Raw genomic sequence first — 19,575 nt, forward strand, 5'->3', positions numbered from 1 at the left:
ATAGCTTACTCCTGATCACTATCGCGAAACATCGTCTACAAATTGATTTACCGACTCTAGATAATCAAGCGGTAATCGATGGTTACTGTCAAACCACACAATGTCCTTATCCACTGAGTTCAAGCCATCAAAAGTATCCTGTGTTTGCTTGCGTGTGGAGTATTGATCTTGCTTAGCCGCTAACCACAGTACGCTCTTACTGCGAATTGAACCCACTCTGTGGCGTGGCGCAACCGGTAAGCTATCATTGGCGACGTAAGGTGGAACCATAATCAAGGCATGATCAACCGACGGTTCGTAACTCGCGAGCAAAATGGACATCTGCGCCCCCATACTGTAGCCAGCCACCATGATTGACTCTGGTTGCAAATGTTCCTCTACCCAAGAAAGCAGCTGTCGGTAATCGCGCACAGACCCAATGATACTTTCCAGATAGTATCTCGGCGTGCTGCTGCGCGCACTGCCAATAAGAGCTGTAGCCACCTCTCTAGAGCTCAGACCGTTTTTAGACCTGTTACCATGCTCGCGTGCATCAAGTGAAATCACCGTATATCCCTTGCTGCGAAGCTTTGACGTGATCGATGATGCCTTCATAGGGTGCGCTTGGTCCCACCAAAACGATTGATTTAATCCCATTGGATGTAAAAGCAGAGCGACTTTGCTTGGACCTGAAATACCATTTTTAGGATTAGCCAATGTGCCATTCACTAATCGTTCATCATCGCTTGTAAAGACAAACTCACGACGATTACTGAGTTCATCATTAATGGTATCCGCAAAGATCGGCGCAATCGTTTCATTCTTAGCAACACTAAACCAATGCTCAGCATATTGTGCATTGAGGTTGGCAATTGGAATGACGGTGGACGTCGACTCTTTAGATATACCTAATGCGCAATTGAGTAGCGCTAGATACAGAAAGATCAAAAAGTTGCTTAAGGTTGGCATGAGAACCCGTTTCATTATTTGTTTGAGATGCGTGTACAGTACGCTCTGAAACATCAAATGAACCTCAAATAGCCTATCCTGAACCGAATTTCAGTTACTTAGCGTTCACAAAAAAGGCGCCCTCAGGCGCCTTAATATAATCTGTAAATCAATAACTTAGATCTCGGAGGTGGCCGCCCAAGATAATTCAGCGCGATTACCGAACACAAATCTATTTATCGCAAGCGCGCTCCCAATCGACAGCCAAAGCGTTACAAACATATGATGAATGTAATGCCAGTGCTCTGGTTGTGCTTCTCTGAACTGAGTAAACCCATAATAAGAGCAACCGATTAACACCGCACAAATCGCCGCGCGATAATCAACGTTTTTAAACAGTAAGCCGACCGCAAAACACGAGAGTATGGGCATGCTAATTAGTCCGTACAGTTTTTGCACCAAGTTAATCAAACTCTCAGACTGAGCCCAAATAGGAACTAAGCACAAGGCTATGATAATAAATGCCGCCGTCACCAGAAGGTTAAGAAGAGGAACATTCGTTTTCTTTTCACTGGCAAAGTATTTTTCATGGATATCACAAATATAGAGTGCTGAAGAAGAATTCAAAATACTATTGAAACTCGTCAACACAGCCGCTGCCAGCGCAGCCGCAAACATTCCAGACATCCAAAGCGGGAGTACGTCACCCACAATTCTCCCATATGCCGCGTCGCCTATATCTCCATAAAGCTTATAAGAGACAATACCAGGCAAAACAATAATTGGCGGAATAATCAATAGGCGAATAGCCGCCGCGGTTAAAACGCCCTTTTGCGCTTCTTTCACATTTGGCGAAGCCATCGCACGCTGTGTAATTGTTTGATTCGTACTCCAATAATAGACTTGAATGAATATCATGCCAGTCAACAACGTATGCCATGGAATCGGGGAATCACTGCCTCCAATTAAGGTGAGTCTCTCGGCCGGAATCCCTGTAAAGTCAAAATTAATAGCACTCAAACAAAGCCACACGACAACCAACGCAAGACTCAACAGCAAAAATCCACTGTAGGTATCAGAAATAGCGACAGCACGTAAACCGCCAATAACCGCATACGCGGCGCCAGCGATGGCGAAAGCCACCGCAAGAGCCATTAACGGGACGGTTTCGAGCCCAAACATTTCCTTCATAAACAATGAACCACCGTACAAAATAGACGGCAAGAATATGAAAATATTTCCGAGCAAGAACATGACGCTAATCAGAGCGCGAATATGGTGGTTGTTGTAGCGCTTCTCTAATAATTCCGTGGTGGTGGTGCAGTTATAGCGATAGTAAATTGGTAGAAATACCTTCGCCAACACGATCAAACCAAACACCGCGGCAAATTCCCACCAGGCCAGCAACGCCATTTGGTTTCCATTCATGCCCACCAATTGATCGGTACTCAAATTTGTCAGCGTGATTGAACCAGCCACGAAAACCCATGTTAAGCCACCTCCAGCCAAGAAGACTTCTTTGTTTTCTTGCTCTTGATTTCGTTCGTGGGCATTGGCTCGTTCGGCCAAAATAGCCTGTCGACATTTTCGATACGTCAGGTAACCAATCAACCCCGTCACAAAAACGAAAATTGCTATTTGTTCAAACTGCAATTCCATGGTGTTCTCCAAAAGTGAGTTCAACGGCCTCTTTCGGGCCTTAAATAATCATATAAATCATACCAATAAGAACTGACATACGCCAGCCCTTATTAATAGATGTTGCTAGGTCACTTGTTGATCTAGAGAATTTTTTAACTCGTCAGCTAGCCCTAATGCCTGAACAAGATCTTGTAAATACCCTTGCTCTTGAGCTGAAGAATCCTTGCCAATTATTAGCCGTGACGCTAAATAAACCTCAGACGCTATCTGCTGCGTTGTAACCAGGGAAGCCAATTGCCGAGCAGAATTCGGAGAATCTAAGATAGATTCAACTTCCTCTGCCAATGATTGAGGCAAATGCATCTCTATCAATTCGTGTCGAATAGTTTGAATTTCTTGATTATCTACATGCCCATCAGCGTGCGCTGCAGCAACCATAGCCTTGAGTATCAACATGCTTCGAGTATTAGCCCTTGAGTCAGATAGCTGATGAACGGGCTCCCCTCCATCATCGGTTCCCAACGGACTGCCTGTTTCCTGCCAATTTCGATACCCTTTAAACGCCGCCGTTCCCAAAGCCGCAAGACCACCTATTTTTAGCGCGGTTCCAGTGAGACTACGTCCAGTTTTAGTGCCTAACAACCCAACAAGGACTGCGGAAGCTAATGCTCCTTTTTTTAACCCACTGACCATCGCGTCTCGTTCGACGCCGTCTTCGGGGATGTCCAGTTGATCTTCGGCTAGATCCTGCCCTTTTGCGGCATATTCCTTCCCCGCTGCCAGCAATCGGTCCAGCAATCCGCTCAGTCCTCTCAAATCATCAGTCATATATTCGCTCCAGATGTATCAATTGATACTGCAAGAGTAAATCACAAGCCACGCTCGCACAAACCACGTTTAACGAAAATAGGACACGCGCGTAAAACGGAAAAAATACACGAATTCAAATCCAATCAATTAAAGCCTAACGGTCAAGTTAACGACTTAAAGACACCTGCTTAATCTAAATTCGGAATCAGTTTTTCAATGACATCATACTCACGGACTTGGAGGTCCGTCGGTCGTAAGCCCTCCTATCGGCAATTCGCTGCAATAAAAGAGATTCATTGGCGGACACCCATTCACCAAGCAAATCAAAGCTTCTATTTTCGCGCTGATAGGGATGAGCTTGAAAAACCAACTCACAAGAGAATCTTTTATAGGGGCTTGTAAAACCTATATTGCTAAGCGTTGACCTCTTAATCCTATCTCGTTGAGCGGATCGTATTAATTGACATGAACTCAGTTCTCTCTCATCCAGCTGATACGCAACGATGCTTGTCGGCGGTGTCGAATGCCCTTCAGACAGACCAACGCCTAACGCTATTTGATAGCTGGCGCCCGCAACAAGATCAAGCTCCAATACCCCTGCATGCCCCATAACTTCATCATTACTATTTCCCTGCATGGCGTAAGCTACTAACGAGATATCTTCAATATCAACGTCGATGAAAGAGTTTCCATGTGGGAATCCACTACGATTATTCTTGACCTTCAAAAGTGGAGTGAGCCCCCCTGCTTTGCTTTGCACAATGTTAAAGGAAAAGGTGTTCACATACCCGTAGTTAGCGACCAAGCGAGAGGCAAAGCTTTTGAACCCTAATTCTTGTCCCACGACTGGCTGCAGGCCTGGCACACCAAAGAATAATCGAGCACTTCCCTTAGCAATAGGTGGCAATTCAAATTGAGCAACACGAATGAACTGAGCTTGTAAAGGCGATGAATGCACAGTTTGCCCCCCTCCAATACAAACCCCAATTAAAGCTAAACAGCTTAGGTACGATAAGTATCTCATGATGGCCTCATAGTTCGTAAACAGGTGAATTTAAGCGACTCAATTGAAGAGTAATGGACATGACGGCGTCGATCAAGTTAAGCAAAACCAATCTCTCATTACCTAAGCGATAAATGCCTAGCGATTAAACTTAACAAATTGTCTCCCAATGAAAACAGCATCAACTGACCTTCACCTTTTACTAGCACAGGTAACCATTGAGCAGAAACCGCCCAGCTTTCAAACTTATCATTAGCAAACAATGCATTATCGGCGCCCAAAATTGTGAGCGCCTTAACATCACCCAGCTCCGTCGCGTCCTCCGACCAGTCCGTTACCCAGTGCGTAACGTTATAGACCAGTTGCTCTGGCTCCGACAATGAGTAAGAGATAAGCTGCCGAAGGTCTTCCGATAACGCGGTACTTGCGGCTAAGCGCGCCGCGTCATTTGGCTGGCCCTTAAAAAAGAACTCCATCACTCGTTGTTCACCCTCTTTGGATGAAAAAAAATCATTCGCCACAATCTTATGCGGTGTCAACAATAATCTGTGAGCATACCTCGCCGGAATAAAGGTTCTTCGAGTGTCGGTAGGCAAGGATAGAAAGTCCCTGATGTGTGTCCGCGGATAACCGGTATCGACGCACACCAAAGACGATACGTCCTGTCGATGCTTAACTGCCAATTGAGTTGCGTAAACCCCTCCTGATGCCACCCCTAAGACAGTGGCGTCGGCATCCAAATTTTGAGAACGAAACAGAGCTGACAATTGCTTTATGTAGCTCTTAGCGTGGTCTGAATAATTTTGCGCCGACGCTCTACTTCTGTGTGCAACAACTAATTTAATGCCATACCCAACAAGGGATTGCTGCCATCTTGAAAAGTACGTTGAAGGAAGAGTCGGGCAGACTACGAACATGAGCCTACCGTCAGGAGCACCAAAAACATCAAACCCCAAAACACCTCCGTCCTCAGATATAGGTACATTCGGCGTCGTATCCGCCTCTTTATGATCAACTCGGTCAACCATCATCAAGATGGAGGCCAAGAGTTGCACTAATTGACGCTGAGAACTAACCGACGCCTTTTCCAATATAGACTTTACTTGCTTACGAATCGTGTAAACAGACCGATGCCTTAACTCGGCAATATGCGCACTTTCATGCCCTGCGTATACCAGCTTGGTAACCTCAAGCTCGGTATCCGAAAGGCCCAATAACTTCTTTACAAAAGTGCTGTGCTTTTCCCTCCAAAATCGCTCGGAGAGCTCAATTAAAAAACGTTTCGGGTAGACGTTTTTATCGCTGACTGGCACCAACGCTAACAATCTCGCGCCTTGATTAGAAGGCGACATGATCATATGGACTCTATTCAAACTTAAATCAAGCTCACTCAATTGATGTTCGAAATGCTCGCTTCGATCAAACCCCGCTTCGATTAACCCTGCTGATGCCGCTAAAACCTCCCCTTGTGAACTCAACTCCACCCAATCTCGGTCGTTTGTATTAGGTTGTTGCATGACAACCTGTATCTTCGCCAATTTTGATTCCAGTGCTGAATCCAGCCGTTGCATATCCTGCGTCAATTGCTGAAGAAGGGTTTTATGACGGCGCTCAGAGGCGCCAGAATCGGAAAAAAAAGCACCATCCCACGCTTTAATCATTGGTCTGAAATCTGAGTTCTCCATCACCGCGGACCACATTTGATCGATGAATAATTTATGATGCTGTCTTTCAGACAAGCTAGGTTCGATAACTTCTTCAGACCCTAAACGATTCTTTTGATCCGATTCTGAGGCCGGGACACTTGGCGAATCACCTAACGCTTCAAATTGAACGGTATTATTCATTAATCACTTAACTTCTCAAAAATAACCAATATTAGGTATAGGGCTTTTATTCAACACACACTAAAGTAGACATAGATTTCAAAAGTGTACATCACTTTCGAAAGAGAGGTTAACGAGCCTAGCATTCAACCCTTAACACCTCATCATCAAACAATATCAATCGATCTAACCAATAAAGGGATATTAATTATGCGCCTTGTTTATTCTATCGCAATCATATTAGTGCTTTCATCAAACGCCATACTCGCAAGTAATGACATAGAACGACTGGACGCGGCGTTTAAGATATACGAGAAAAAATATAAACAAGTTTTCGAAGAAAAGGCCCCCGAAATTGCAAAATTGCTGCCTAAAATTAGCCTTGATAATGAATTCGAAAAAGCACTGCAATGCTTCTTAAACGAGTTGGAAGCGTCACAAGGTAGACAGGGCGTGGAAAAGTACCTTAATGACTATGAGGTCTTTGTTCAACAGAACTTCACGTCCGTTAGACAACTTACCGGAGCGCCCACGGGGCTGCCTGTTGAACAAGCGATGCAAACCAATAAAGCATGTGGCATAACAGCTCTATCGCTAAAACGAATGCAAGACAGTGGATACAATAAAATATACTCTGATCCAAAACTATTGGAACAACTCACCGAACTATTCAGCGCCCCTGAGCCGTCCTAAATATACGCATAAAGGAACAAGGGTATTACGCCATAGTTAACCTTACAGAGAACCGTTGATCGGCAGCGACATGGCTCCACAGCAGGAGCCAAATTTGCTAGCTACCTTACCTCGCCTTTAGTTAAGCTGTGCAATTCCAGGCCCAATGCCTGTCGACGCTTAAAACCTTTCCAGTAGGTACTAGAACCGTTGCTCCCATCCGCGTATTGATCGCTGTAGTCTTTGAGCATGGGTTGCTCCCAAGTACCTTCATTAGAGTTGGTTGTCGGTAGCGCAAAGTATGCGCGTTTTGACGCGTCGCCTTTCAAATGGAGATCGAAAAAAGCCGTCATAAAATGCGCGCCAACCGAGAGTAATTTCTCTCGCCGCCATGTCGGGTCCTCAAACGTCTGCCATGGCACAACGTCTAAATGCGCGGCGGGAGGCGCCGGTACTTGAACTATGTTATGCAGTGCATTTTGAAACACGACTAGATGTCTATCTGCGCCAATAGTTTTATCAAATATTCGTTTTATGCCTTCATTGAAATTCGATATATCGTCTTCGCTTCCTCCCAAGACCATCAGCGGTGCCGAAATGTTCGCCAATGCTGTATCAGTAAACATGCCGGCTTCTGGCTGCCCTCCCCATGGAGCAAAGGCAATGACAGCATCTATATGCTCGCGAGACTTAGCTTGGAAAGCCGGATCGCCTTCGGATTGGCTTTTTAAAACATCACCAGGCACCCAGCCATACGCTTTTCCATCAGGGTTATATCCTGCCCCAGCATGATTAAGCACTCCATACCCGCCCATGGAGAACCCCATTATTCCTATTGCGTCGGTATCGATCAGATTACCTATCGATGTGCCGGCACGAGCGAGCGCAAGCATTTCAGTCAGAATACGCTGTTGATCCAGCGAACGATTGAGCATCACTCTTGCGAAGTTATGAATCGGCGTTGCGGACTCAGGATCATCGTCAATGTGGTCAATCGCCGCAACAACATACCCTTTTGTCACCAAGTTTTCGGTTAATCCGCTGAGCACGCCCGGTGTGTTAAATAGCCCATGAGATACAATAACCAACGGGAACTTGGCATTGACAACCGGCGCCGCATCACGCACAGCCAGCCCCTTTATTTGAAACGTTTTAGGCAAGCCCTCAACATTTGTTAGACCCGTTTGATAGTTTCCAGGGTAGATTGCATCCGGCTCATCATTGGCAGAAAGTTGAGCTGGATACAAAATATCAACTGACAGACGGCGATCGGATTTTGGTGCGTCACCTGCGATGAAGGCCGTGAGAGCAATGTCATTCTGATCCACATACGTAAATTCACGAGTAACAACGCCCGCTCGATAGTCGCCCAATTGCGCTAACTCAGGCGCGTCATCGCCTGGCACAGGAGCAAAGCTAAAACTGCTTAGTGTTGTGGCATCAGAAGTCTCGGCATCACGTGTACACCCAGTTATGGTCACAACCAGAATAATGCTCACGACACATACACCAAGTGCTTTTAAATGACTCAGTTTAGGCTTCGAGTCCAGCGTTCTCAACTCATGTAATTCAGACATAGATAGTATGAAAGGCCGGAGCACCAGCCTATGATCTTATTGATTAGTAATATATATAATATATAACAAGAATAACGTCAGCGCTTTGCTATTCTTCGAGTCTATACGACGAGTATCTTTATACACAACGCCAGTAGAGGAAGACCAAACGAAGCAACTCAGTTTATATAACGAGTCATTAAAATTAGTCATGGAATAGCAGAATGAATGATCAAGCTGAGATAGCCATAATCGGCATGGGCCTAGCGGGTATCGCGACAGCCTATTACTTAAGTAAGCAACATGATAAAAGATCAATCGTCTTAATAGACCCTCGCGACCCAATGTCTTACACCAGTGCACAGTCTGGTGACAACTTCCGAGACTGGTGGCCAAGTAAGACAATGACTCAGTTTTCAAGACGCAGCATTGAACTCATGGAATGTTTGGCCGATGAGACTAACAATGTGTTCAATATGCAAAAGGGAGGCTACGCATTGGCGAGTTCTAAAGAGGACATCACTGCAATGCTCTCCTCGCTAGAAAGCACCTACAAAGATCAACCAGGCCAAATTCGAAGACATGAGAAGAGCACCAGTAGCGCGTACGAGAACGCCATAGACTCTCATTGGCGAAACCCCAGATCAGGCGTTGATCTACTGAGTAATCCAACCTTAATTAAGCGTGTCTTTCCTGCATTCACAAAAGAGATTAGACACGTGCTTCATATTCGTAACGCTGGCCATATTTCAGCACAACAAATGGGAGCCTACATGTTAGAACAAATTAAACTCAAAGGCGGTAGACGAATAAGAGGTGAGGTCACACATATTGAAAACAACAATGGTCACGATTTAACAATTCGCTCTGCCTCTGGAGACGCAATACTAAATGCCGATATCCTCGTAAATGCGTCGGGACCATTCATTGCAGATGTAAGCGCCATGCAAGGCGTTGAACTGCCGGTTACGAACGTGTTCCATCAAAAACTCGCATTCGAGGACACGCTCAATGCCGTTCCTCGAAACCAACCGTTCGCGATTGATTTAGACCCAATCACGCTAAATTGGACTCCGGAAGAATTAGATTATCTTTCAAATGATGCGTCACTAGCCTGGCTAACGAAGGAAAATCCAGGGGGAATTCATTGTCGCCCCGAAGGCAATGGCAATTGGATTAAGTTAGGTTGGGCTTACAATCAACTCGCGAGCCAGCCAAAGCAAAACCGTGAACTCAATGAAGATCCCAGACACGATTCAGTCTTTCCCGAGATCGTAATACGAGCCGCTTCAAGGCTTAACCCAGGTCTTAAACCGTACATTCAAAGCCTTCCGACTTCGCGTTCTCACTACGGGGGCTATTACACAATGACCAGGGAAAATTGGCCATTAATCGGCCCCATCAATCAACAAGAATCTTTTGTAGTTGGCGCACTGTCTGGCTTCGGTGCCATGTCAGCATGCGCTGCAGGAGAACTTTGTTCACAATGGATTGACCGGGAAACCTTACCAGATTTTGCACCCGCCTTATCCCCCAGCAGATATGACAATTCGGATATAATGAATGAGCTGCAATTCGCCAGCAATCTGGGAATTCTATAGACCTGTGATTAGCAAATAAAGCAGCTCGATTTATAAGGTATCGAGTTTAGTCAACAAGCTACGCCCATTTTCTAACACTCTCGATCTAAGGTTTTCTTCCATTCGATCGAAATTACGGTAGATCATGCCGATCCTTGGGTTCTTTTCCAGAAGGTCTCGGTGCGTGTGCATAAAATGCCAATACAGGCTATTGAACGGGCAAGCCTTATCACCAACCTTTTCCTTGACCTTGTAATGACAACCATTGCAATAATCACTCATCCGGCTAATGTACGCGCCACTGGCGGAATAGGGTTTGCTGGCAATTATCCCGCCATCGGCAAATTGGCTCATGCCTCGAGTATTTGGCATTTCCACCCACTCTATCGCGTCGATGTAGATGCCTAAGTACCAAGCGTCGACCTGGTCTGGGGCGATTCCTGCAAGCAAACAGAAGTTGCCTGTGATCATGAGCCGCTGAATATGATGAGCGTACGCGTACTCCAGTGATTGATCTATAGAGTGCTTCATGCAGTTCATCTTTGTATTCCCTGTCCAAAAGAACTCAGGTAAATCTCGCTTGGCACCCAACGTATTAAGCATTGAATAACTGGGCATATTCACCCAATAAACACCTCTCATAAACTCACGCCAACCCAAAATCTGCCTAACGAAGCCCTCGATTTGAGCCAGAGAGATTTCAGTCGTTCGCGCTCTGTACTCCTCAATAGCACGATTTATTACCCTCATAGGGGCAATGAGCTTAGCGTTCAGCGCAAAAGAAAGCCTCGAATGATATAGGCTCCATGCATGCGAAGATTTATGGGTCATGGCATCTTGAAACATGCCGAAACTAGGTAAGCAATGAACACAAAAATGTTCAAGTAATAACACAGCCTGCGCACGTGATGTAGGCCACACAATTGCTCCCTTTATGCGCCCAATATAATCAACGCCATGACGATCGATTCTCTCTTTTACCACAGAGACATCATTTTCGAACACCCTAGGCGCAGGTATCTCACTTAGGTCGCTTTGCTTTAGTTTATTCCTATTTAGAGCGTCAAAATTCCATTGACCTCCCCATGGCTCGCCATCGCTCATCATTATGTTAAAGCGAGTCCGCATTTTGCGATAAAAAGACTCCATTCGATGCGACTTATTAGGAGAAAAGTACTGCGATAACTCGTGAAACTCCAACACAAAATGTTCCGATTCCGCGACCTTTATGTCGACTTGATCTAGCTCAAGTGATTCCATCAATTTGACTAAGCGGTACTCGTCGGGCCGCTGATATTCAAAAACCTTAGCATTCACTTTGGTCGTTAAGGCGCGCACTATTTCTCCAAGGCCCTTGAATTCCGCCGTCTCATCCAAGGTCAGATGGATAACGTTATGTCCAGCAACCTTAAGAGCCTCGGCGAAGTTCTGCATGCTCAAAAAAAACGCACAAAGTTTCTGTATGTGGTGCTTTGTATAATCTGTCTCTTGACGCAACTCCATAATCAGGTACGTAATATGCTCATCTCTCTTCTTAAACCAAGAATGCTCCGCATTCAACTGATCCCCAAACACCAGTCTTAATGTCTTTATTTGGCTAGTCATTAGGCAGACTCTCACCCGCTTTGTCTCTTTGAGAACGGCATCTTTTTGAGCAGTATTTTACGTCTTTCCAGTCCTTGGACCACTTTTTACGCCATAGAAATGGTCGTTGACAGCACTGACATTGTTTACTCGGCAAATTCATCTTTTTATGTGTCATCAAATGATAGATCTAACGTTAATTAGTCAAGCGGGCCAATCGGCCATATCAACCGAATCCAAAGGTAGGATCTCCCGGTCAGTCCCCCACTTCTCGCAATACTCCCCGGACTTATCAAACAGACGAGCCTGCTTCTCCAGATCAAAATGGCGTTTACCCTTTGTGCCTGATCCGACTCCAGCCAGGTATTGCCAATTACCCCAGTTACTCGCAACATCATAATCAAGGAGAGTTGATTCAAAGTACGCAGCACCATAGCGCCAGTCCAGTGATAACTCGTTAACAAAACAACTTGCCACAATTTGCCGCCCCCGGTTAGAAAGGTACCCCTCAGAGTTCAAATGATTCATGCATGCATTTACAATTGGATACGGCGTTGTGCCCGAACACCATTTAGCAAAACGCTCTGAATAAAAGCTGGTCAGAGGCTTTCGACCGTTGGTTCCTGAGTGGGCAAACAGCTTCTCCTGATTTACGTAAGCGGACCACTGAAAATACTCACGCCATAGCAACTCAAAATACACCCAATAGGTAGATTCATTAGCAGTGACTTTAGCTTCATAATGCTTTAAATATTGGTAAACCAAGCGAACGGACAAGCACCCGTTTGACAACCAAGCAGACAGTTTAGTTGAGTTTTCCCAACCATTTAATGAATTTCTAACTTCCTTATAATGTGCCGGCAGGTGCTCTGAAAAATAGTCCGTAAGGTGGTTCAACGCACGAGTTTCACCTCCCCAAAAATGACGTTGATGAGTAGTATCATCGCCCAAGCCCGTCAATTGGAAGTGTGGAGATTTAGTGATCAATACATCGTTAATATCTGACGGAGGTGGCGGAAGGCTTGTCAAAGTGGGTATCGGTGCAAGAGGCTCCTGCGACGACTCTATTCGCTTACGAAATTGAGAGTAAGATAAATCGAAGCTGTGGAACAAAGGCACCAGTTGCTGCTTTTTAAAAAGAGTATGCGTTTCAATTTCCTCAAAGTTTACTAGAGGCAAATCCCGCGCAGCGGATTGCCATTCCCTATTTTCGTAAACGCCAACATTGAACGACCTAAACACGCTATTGATCGTCGACCCAGGTGTTAAAGAGCGCTCAAGCTCTTCAATTGCCTCAGTCACAGACCCAGTAAAAAGAAGTAACGTTTGCCCCATACCATCTAGAACATGCCCCAAGTTCATCAAACTCTGTGTTAGAAACGCAGCTCGGTGATGGCCTAATGATTGACCTTGCTGGAGATGGTTTTCGAACCACCACGTCTTATAACAAAAAAGACAGATCAAGTGACCTTGTCTTTTCACAGCATTAGCTAACGCCTGATTATCATGAACCCTTAAATCGTTGGTAAAAAGGAACACATTGACGCTCTCTCCCATCGGTAGTCCCGTGTTTCTGTTGATGATATTTCAAGAGAGAGTATCTGACTGACCAAAAATATAGGTGAAGGATCGCTAAAGTCCAAGTCCAAGTCCAAGTCCAAGGAGATCATGATCATCGTGTTTGAGCATAAAGCGGACGATATTATACTGATGACAGAATTTGTCGCCTAACAATGTCCTCGAGCGCAGGTTCAAGTTTACGTAATTCAGAATCTCAGGCCGACAACAAAATGAACCCCAACTCATTGATTTAAAAGTACCTTATTTATGCTCAATCAATAATTCACATCAACTCAACCAAACAACTCTGCAAAAATTTAAATTAGTGAAAACACCGCTTAGAAATGAGATATAAATAGTGTGCTAACTAATTAAAGAACGTGATGAATTTACTTTTTCATACGGTCTAAAGCGATTCGAGTCTACCCAACTCTCTATGGTCGCGTATTTGATTTAACCTAACCTAAGCGAATGACCCTACCTCTATGAGACATCTTGTTCTTATATCGCTCCTACTGTGCTCGTTTGTGTTTGGAGCATATTCACAAGCGCAAGAGCGCAATGCTGGCAAATTCTTACCTGCAATCATGATGCTGTTGGAGAATGACCAGATTCCGATTCAAATTGGCCAAATCAACAACACAAGATTTACCAGTCGCCGGTACCCTGACGGAGTTACTTTTGGTTTTGGCCTGCTAGCTAATGATCTGGAACTCACGGTTACACTAACTGGGATACCCACAGGAAAGAGTCTCGTCTTAATGCTAAATGGATCAGTAATCGCTGAGCTCCACAACGGGATAAACACCATTGTTCTGGCCGCGACAAACCTGCTGGAAAACACAATACGCATTGGGAACCACGCAGGACAAGATCTACCTTGGGTTCTCACCCAATTTAAATCCGTTTTAAGAGACGCAGGGCCCCAAACGCGGGCTCAGGCGCAACAGTTTTTGATGCGCGGATCTTTTGGACCGACTCTAGCGGAGCTAGACCGACTGCTCGCAGTCGGCTACGAGTCGTGGATTAATGAGCAAATCAAGTTACCAAGGGCTTCTTCGATTGATGCTTATAATCAGCATTTACAAAACCAAAAAGAGGCTGCTACCGTAGACGTTAGTAACAATGGCCCCACATCGCAGTGCATCAGCCGTGGTTTCTCACAGCTGGCAGACTGTATAAGCTATATGCATGCGCTGTTAGAAGGATCTGGCGCAGCCAGGATAAGAATGGATCAATGGTGGCATCGAACTATTAACGGTGAAGATCAACTTCGTCAACGCGTTGTGTATGCATTAAGTCAGATATTAGTCACCTCTCTAGACCTTGGAGACGCATTACGAGGGCGAAATAGAGCCGTGGTGGTGTACGAAGACGTATTGTCAAAAAATGCGTTTGGGAATTTCAGAACACTTCTAAAAGACGTCACACTTAACCCTGCAATGGCGTACTACTTAAGCTTCGTAGGGAATCAAAAGGCGGGCAGATTTGGTCAACCAGATGAAAACTACGCACGCGAAATTCTGCAGTTGTTCAGCATCGGGCTGGTGGAACTGAACCTAGACGGCTCGCCGAAATTAGATCGTAACGGCAATGAAATCGAAACCTACACTCCAGACACAATCCAAAACCTAGCGCGTATCTTTACAGGCTGGATCTACGCACAAGGTAGTTTTGTTTTTTCAGAATGGGACCTTGAACCACTCATCGTTTGGGCTGAAGGAAGCTTTCATGACTCAGACCCAAAAGTCTTTTTGGGGCGTACCCACCCCGCAGGATTAACGGCCGAAGAAGATTTAGACATGGCCCTCAACACCATATTTAATCACCCCAATGTCGGACCATTTATCTCAACTCGATTGATTGAAAGGCTGGTCATGAGCAACCCTCCTCCCGAATACGTTGCTCGCGTTGCCACCGTCTTTAATAACAATGGGGCCGGCGTTCGAGGAGATCTCGCGGCCGTTGTGAAAGCAATACTTATGGATCCCGCCGCATTTAACTCAGCTACCTCTGCGTCGGGCGGAAAGATAAAAGAACCCATCATCGCGATCTCTCAATTATGGCGCGCTATGAACGCAGAATCAGACATAGACGTCATTCGGTATGCGAACCCACACAATGATGTTGGACAGCGCCCCTATGACGCGCCCAGTGTCTTCAATTTCTACGCACCATCAGATACAACACCCGCGTTAGCACAACAAAACCTCGTTGCTCCTGAACTGACTCTATTCAGTGACGATGTGGTATTGAACTACCTCAGAAATATGTATCGACTAGCAACATCAGCGCCTCAGGGAAGTGATCCTATTAGCGACTCAGCACCCTATTCATCTGACACAACTAGGGCAATGACACTAAATTTGTCCGAAGCTCAACTCTCAGCGACCACCCATGAGAAACTCTTAGACTTTTACCAGGAACGATTATTTGGGGGAATCATGTCGAGTGGGTTGAGAAACGACGTCATCACTTTCTTAAAGACATTGCCCGATCAAGGAAGTGCGAGTGCCAACAGACGACATTGGGCTGAACAAGCACTGACGGTACTCACAGTTTCTCCCGAATACAACTTCCAGCGGTAAAGGTAGGTACCCTTATGCAACAGAATCAGTCTCGCAGAGAGTTTTTACGCCGCTGCACAACATTAGGAGTTTTGGGCGTTGCTAGCTCCTACACAACACTCGGCGCACTCTCGGCGCCAGTCCTTGCCGCAAGTCGCCCTAATGGTTATCGGGCCATGGTTTGCATCTATTTAGTGGGCGGGAACGACTGCAATATTTTAATAAAAGATGAAGACGACCATTTTGACGCCTACCAAGACCAACGAGGAGACCGAGGACTTGACCGCAACACCCTTCTGAAAGTTGACTCGGGGGCAGAGAAATATGGCATACATCCCGCAATGGAAGAGGTTAAAGACCTTTACAACGATGGCAAGGTCGCGTTTTTGGCCAATGTTGGCTCTCTAAAGCAGCCAACAAACGTAGCGAGCTACGTAGCTCGAACCGCCAACTTACCACCCAAGCTATTCTCCCATATTACCCAGAAAGATTTTATCCGCGCAGGCTTACCCTTTGAAGGAGAGCAGAGGAGTGGCTGGGCTGGACGAATCGCCGACCTTTACAACGACACGTGGTCTGCTCAAATTCCCTTCAATCTGAGTACGTCAATAACGAATAACGTTTGGCAACAAGGACAAGACACGAACCCCTATGGGTTTGGTGGCGTTGTTCATATTGTCAATGGATATCAAAACTTGGTACCTGTGCAAAATGAACGACGCATGGCCATAGAATCCTCCTATTCTCACCAGTACGACAACCCGTTGTTGAAAGAGTTTGCTCGCAAGTTTAAAACCTCTCTCTCTCAAAGTGACTTTGTGAGAGATGCGCTGCGTTCACCAATTCAAACACTGACCACTCAATTTCCATCAACGAGAGTGGGGCGAGGTTTGAAGAACATAGCAACTCTTATAAATTGTCGACGCAGCCTAGGTGTAGAACACACACAACAAGCCTTTTATTATGGGATGGAAGGTTACGACACTCATACCGCGTTAGGCAGCTCTCAAGCAAGCAACCTTAAGCAGCTCAGTCAAGCACTCAAAGCCTTCAATGACGCACTCACAGAAATGGGACTTGAAGACGATGTCGTGACATTTACTAATAGTGATTTTGGCCGTACCTCAGTTGGCAACTTCAGTGGCTCAGATCACGGTTGGGGCGGACACCAGCTTGTCATGGGAGGAAGCGTTAATGGTAGTAAGGTGTATGGAACGATGCCTCAATTTAGTGGAGATGATCCTCAATATTGGGATAATGGCAGGGGAATCTTGGTCCCGACCACTTCTCATGATCAGATGAGTTCGACGATAGCAAAGTGGTTTGGTGGGTTTAGTAATAGCGAGCTGCGTGACCTGTTTCCGAACCTAAACAATGGTTTTTGGAGTGACCGTGATCTGGACCTGGGCTTCATGAGCTAAGCCTCACGATGCTATTTCGATCTGCAGCAATAACGATAGCTTTGCTTGTCGCATGCAACACGACATTCGCTTCACCGCAATTTCTAGCTGAGTGGAAAAATATCTACCCATTCTCCCTGTCCAGTCAAAGAAACTGCCAACTTTGTCATGCCAACGCGGAAGGAGGCGAACCCTGGAACCCGTATGGATTCGAAATTCGAGATATCTATCTAGAACAGTTTGGCTCAACTCAAATTAGCTTAGCCATTCGCTCAGTTGAACAAAACAACTCAGACAACGATCCGCAAGGGCGCCCTAATATCGAAGAAATCAACGCGGGTTCCGACCCCGGCTGGGCTATAGAACCCATAAATCGTTGGATATTCAAAAACGGAGATGTGTTCACCAATAAACCCTCCCCCTTTTCGGCCCCAGCTAGTTCAGAAGAACTATGCCTGCTATTGACGCACTCAAATGGAAACGCTTCCTTTATTTGTCTGTGAGTCCGGCCTTGAGTTCTAAGTTGACGTTCTAGAATGATGTTCGTTATCCCTAGAAACAATATAATAGTCGAGCGTAATAACTTTTTTTCATACCTAATATGATTGCACCTTATACCTTTGGGTGATAACTTACGCGCTCTGACTTAATCTAGCTTTGAAAACGAAGCAAGCAATTTAACTAACCTCGCGACTGCGCGAATAGACAATTTACCAGCCCTAATAAAAATAATATCGGCTTCTAAATTAAAATCGACCTAGTTTATTGTCCTTAAGATCAAAAATAAGCTTTATTAGCATAGATCTAGTCAGAAAGTCTTTGAGCAAGTTGAACCCGAGAGGTGATGTGCAACAAGCTGAATAAAAATAAAAAATACGGTGCCCAAAGACAACAACGATAATAATAATAAAAGATTAAATTAGACCTTTTCTAATTAGAGCAACCGAATAAAAACAACATATTGCTCATACCTATTGAACGGTAACTGTTTTCAGTTACCGTTTTTTATTGCGTCATCTAAACTCTTTTACTTTTCGAATACAGCGATGGACTCTACGTGCGCGGTGTGGGGGAACATATCAATCACGCCAGCGTGTGTCATTCGGTAACCATGCTCATTCACTAAGACACCAGCATCTCTGGCAAGGGTAGCCGGGCCACACGACACATAGACAATTTTAGATGGATCAAACTGAGGCATACGCCGAACCATTTCAGCCGCTCCCGAGCGAGGTGGGTCCAAGAGCACTTTATCAAACCCTTGTTGTAGCCATTCACCATGAGAATCCGCTGTCATGTCTTCCTTAAACAAATCTCCAAAAAAGAAGTCAACCGTTTCTAAATTATTCAGTTTCTTGTTATGAATAGCTCTATTGACCAGCGCTTGATCTCCTTCCACGCCGACCACTTCTCTGGCTTTTCGCGCAAGCGGAAGAGTAAAATTGCCAACACCACAAAACAAATCTAAAACACGGTCGTCCTGATTGATATCCAATAGCTCAATGGCTCTGCTAACCAACGCGTCATTAATATCGCCATTAACTTGAATAAAGTCTGTGGGCAAGAACTCTACTCGCACATCAAACTCCTTAAAATCGTAAAACAGCGGGTCAGGGTTTTCTGGGTAAAGCGGGTGTACACTCTTAAGATTGCCCGGCTGTAAAAACACCACCACGTCGTTGCGCTTAGCGAACTCTGTCAATAAATCTAGGTCCGTCTGTAAAAATGTTTCCAGATGCCGCACAATCATGACCGTTGCATTATCCGCAACCGAGATCTCAACCTGAGGAATCTTATCGTTACAAGAAGTCTTTTCTAAAGTTTCACGCAAATCAGGCAAAAGGTCAGAAACTTCTGGGTAGAGCACATCGCACTTGGAAGTAGGCTGGATATAGCTGCTGTTACGCTCCCTAAACCCGACGATCATCCCACCCTTCTTTGGCACAAATTTTGCGCCCAGCCGGGCTCTTCGCCGATAGCCCCAATGCTTACTTGTCATGGGATCAAACCAGCTTTCAGGCTCCACTCCACCAATTTTTTTAAAATTTTCGAGTAACTGCTGTTGTTTATATTCGATTTGCTTATCAGGATCTAAATGCTGGAGTACACAGCCCCCACACTGACCAAACACCTCGCAGCGCGGTTCAACGCGATGCGGAGAAGGCTCAAGAACTTCGATTGTCGATCCAAACAAATAGCTCTTACGATGCATTACAGGCACAAATCGAACCTTCTCTTCAGGCAGAGCGTAGTCAACAAACACCACCTTACCCTCTGCATCGCGACCTACTCCACGCCCATCATGAGCTAGCGAATCTATGGTAATTTCTTGAGGGGTTAAATCGAGCTTTTTTCGTTGACGACGACGTCTTGCCATAGAGCACCTAAGATATTTCTTCTAAATTGGGAAGAGCAATGATTGAAGGAGTCGCATTTTAGTGCAAGGAAC

15 protein-coding genes are annotated in these 19,575 nt (G+C 45.4%); 5 read left to right on the top strand and 10 right to left on the bottom strand.

Going from position 1 to position 19,575, the window contains the following annotated elements; genetic code table 11:
• Positions 1–18: 18 nt before the first annotated feature.
• From ABWW54_RS15585 to ABWW54_RS15605, 5 genes are all read right to left on the bottom strand, one after another.
• Complete coding sequence (locus ABWW54_RS15585) at positions 19–1,002, bottom strand: alpha/beta hydrolase (RefSeq protein ID WP_353413584.1); 984 nt, start codon at positions 1,000–1,002, stop codon at positions 19–21.
• Positions 1,003–1,104: 102 nt separating this feature from the next.
• Positions 1,105–2,586, bottom strand: a complete 1,482-nt coding sequence (locus tag ABWW54_RS15590; RefSeq protein ID WP_353413585.1) for a sodium:solute symporter family transporter — start codon at positions 2,584–2,586, stop codon at positions 1,105–1,107.
• A gap of 105 nt (positions 2,587–2,691) precedes the next feature.
• A complete protein-coding gene (locus tag ABWW54_RS15595; protein ID WP_353413587.1) occupies positions 2,692–3,396 on the bottom strand; it encodes a tellurite resistance TerB family protein in 705 nt (234 codons plus the stop codon).
• 187 nt (positions 3,397–3,583) lie between these two features.
• Positions 3,584–4,402 (bottom strand): hypothetical protein, encoded by an 819-nt coding sequence (locus tag ABWW54_RS15600; protein WP_353413589.1) that lies wholly within the window; start codon positions 4,400–4,402, stop codon positions 3,584–3,586.
• 98 nt (positions 4,403–4,500) lie between these two features.
• Positions 4,501–6,228 carry a bifunctional helix-turn-helix transcriptional regulator/alpha/beta hydrolase gene (locus ABWW54_RS15605; protein ID WP_353413590.1) on the bottom strand — a complete coding sequence of 576 codons (1,728 nt, stop codon included), beginning with the start codon at positions 6,226–6,228 and terminating at the stop codon, positions 4,501–4,503.
• Between the two features lie 189 nt (positions 6,229–6,417).
• Between ABWW54_RS15605 and ABWW54_RS15610 the strand changes: the two genes are divergently transcribed.
• The gene (locus tag ABWW54_RS15610) at positions 6,418–6,900 is read left to right on the top strand and encodes a hypothetical protein (RefSeq protein WP_353413591.1); all 483 of its coding nucleotides are present in this window, start codon (positions 6,418–6,420) and stop codon (positions 6,898–6,900) included.
• A 101-nt stretch (positions 6,901–7,001) separates the two neighbouring features.
• Here the strand turns inward: ABWW54_RS15610 and ABWW54_RS15615 are convergent, their stop codons facing one another.
• Positions 7,002–8,456 carry an alpha/beta hydrolase family protein gene (locus tag ABWW54_RS15615; RefSeq protein ID WP_353413592.1) on the bottom strand — a complete coding sequence of 485 codons (1,455 nt, stop codon included), beginning with the start codon at positions 8,454–8,456 and terminating at the stop codon, positions 7,002–7,004.
• A gap of 203 nt (positions 8,457–8,659) precedes the next feature.
• Between ABWW54_RS15615 and ABWW54_RS15620 the strand changes: the two genes are divergently transcribed.
• The gene (locus ABWW54_RS15620) at positions 8,660–10,036 is read left to right on the top strand and encodes an NAD(P)/FAD-dependent oxidoreductase (RefSeq protein ID WP_353413594.1); all 1,377 of its coding nucleotides are present in this window, start codon (positions 8,660–8,662) and stop codon (positions 10,034–10,036) included.
• A 30-nt stretch (positions 10,037–10,066) separates the two neighbouring features.
• On the opposite strand, the gene ABWW54_RS15625 is transcribed toward ABWW54_RS15620, so the two are convergent.
• Genes ABWW54_RS15625 through ABWW54_RS15635 form a run of 3 tightly spaced genes read right to left on the bottom strand, consistent with a single transcriptional unit; the run spans position 10,067 to position 13,156 of the window.
• On the bottom strand, positions 10,067–11,620 hold the full coding sequence (locus ABWW54_RS15625; protein WP_353413595.1) for a cryptochrome/photolyase family protein: 1,554 nt from the start codon (positions 11,618–11,620) through the stop codon (positions 10,067–10,069).
• Positions 11,613–11,777, bottom strand: coding sequence for a DUF2256 domain-containing protein (locus ABWW54_RS15630; RefSeq protein WP_353413596.1), 165 nt, complete (start codon positions 11,775–11,777; stop codon positions 11,613–11,615). The genes ABWW54_RS15625 and ABWW54_RS15630 overlap by 8 nt, the downstream gene beginning before the upstream one ends.
• Positions 11,778–11,803: 26 nt before the next feature.
• Entirely contained in the window at positions 11,804–13,156 is a 1,353-nt protein-coding gene (locus tag ABWW54_RS15635; RefSeq protein WP_353413597.1) for a DASH family cryptochrome, read from the bottom strand.
• Positions 13,157–13,686: 530 nt separating this feature from the next.
• Here ABWW54_RS15635 and ABWW54_RS15640 point away from each other — a divergent pair.
• From ABWW54_RS15640 to ABWW54_RS15650, 3 genes are read left to right on the top strand one after another with little or no spacing between them, the layout of a single operon-like run.
• Positions 13,687–15,747 carry a DUF1800 domain-containing protein gene (locus ABWW54_RS15640; protein WP_353413598.1) on the top strand — a complete coding sequence of 687 codons (2,061 nt, stop codon included), beginning with the start codon at positions 13,687–13,689 and terminating at the stop codon, positions 15,745–15,747.
• A 14-nt stretch (positions 15,748–15,761) separates the two neighbouring features.
• On the top strand, positions 15,762–17,147 hold the full coding sequence (locus ABWW54_RS15645) for a DUF1501 domain-containing protein (protein ID WP_353413599.1): 1,386 nt from the start codon (positions 15,762–15,764) through the stop codon (positions 17,145–17,147).
• A gap of 8 nt (positions 17,148–17,155) precedes the next feature.
• On the top strand, positions 17,156–17,629 hold the full coding sequence (locus ABWW54_RS15650) for a hypothetical protein (protein ID WP_353413600.1): 474 nt from the start codon (positions 17,156–17,158) through the stop codon (positions 17,627–17,629).
• A gap of 524 nt (positions 17,630–18,153) precedes the next feature.
• Here the strand turns inward: ABWW54_RS15650 and rlmD are convergent.
• Positions 18,154–19,503: a 23S rRNA (uracil(1939)-C(5))-methyltransferase RlmD gene (gene rlmD / locus ABWW54_RS15655; protein ID WP_353413601.1), complete on the bottom strand. Its 1,350-nt coding sequence runs from the start codon at positions 19,501–19,503 to the stop codon at positions 18,154–18,156.
• Positions 19,504–19,575 lie beyond the last annotated feature (72 nt).

It is taken from the genome of Arenicella sp. 4NH20-0111 (genome assembly GCF_040366405.1).
Classification (GTDB): Bacteria; Pseudomonadota; Gammaproteobacteria; order Arenicellales; family Arenicellaceae; genus Arenicella.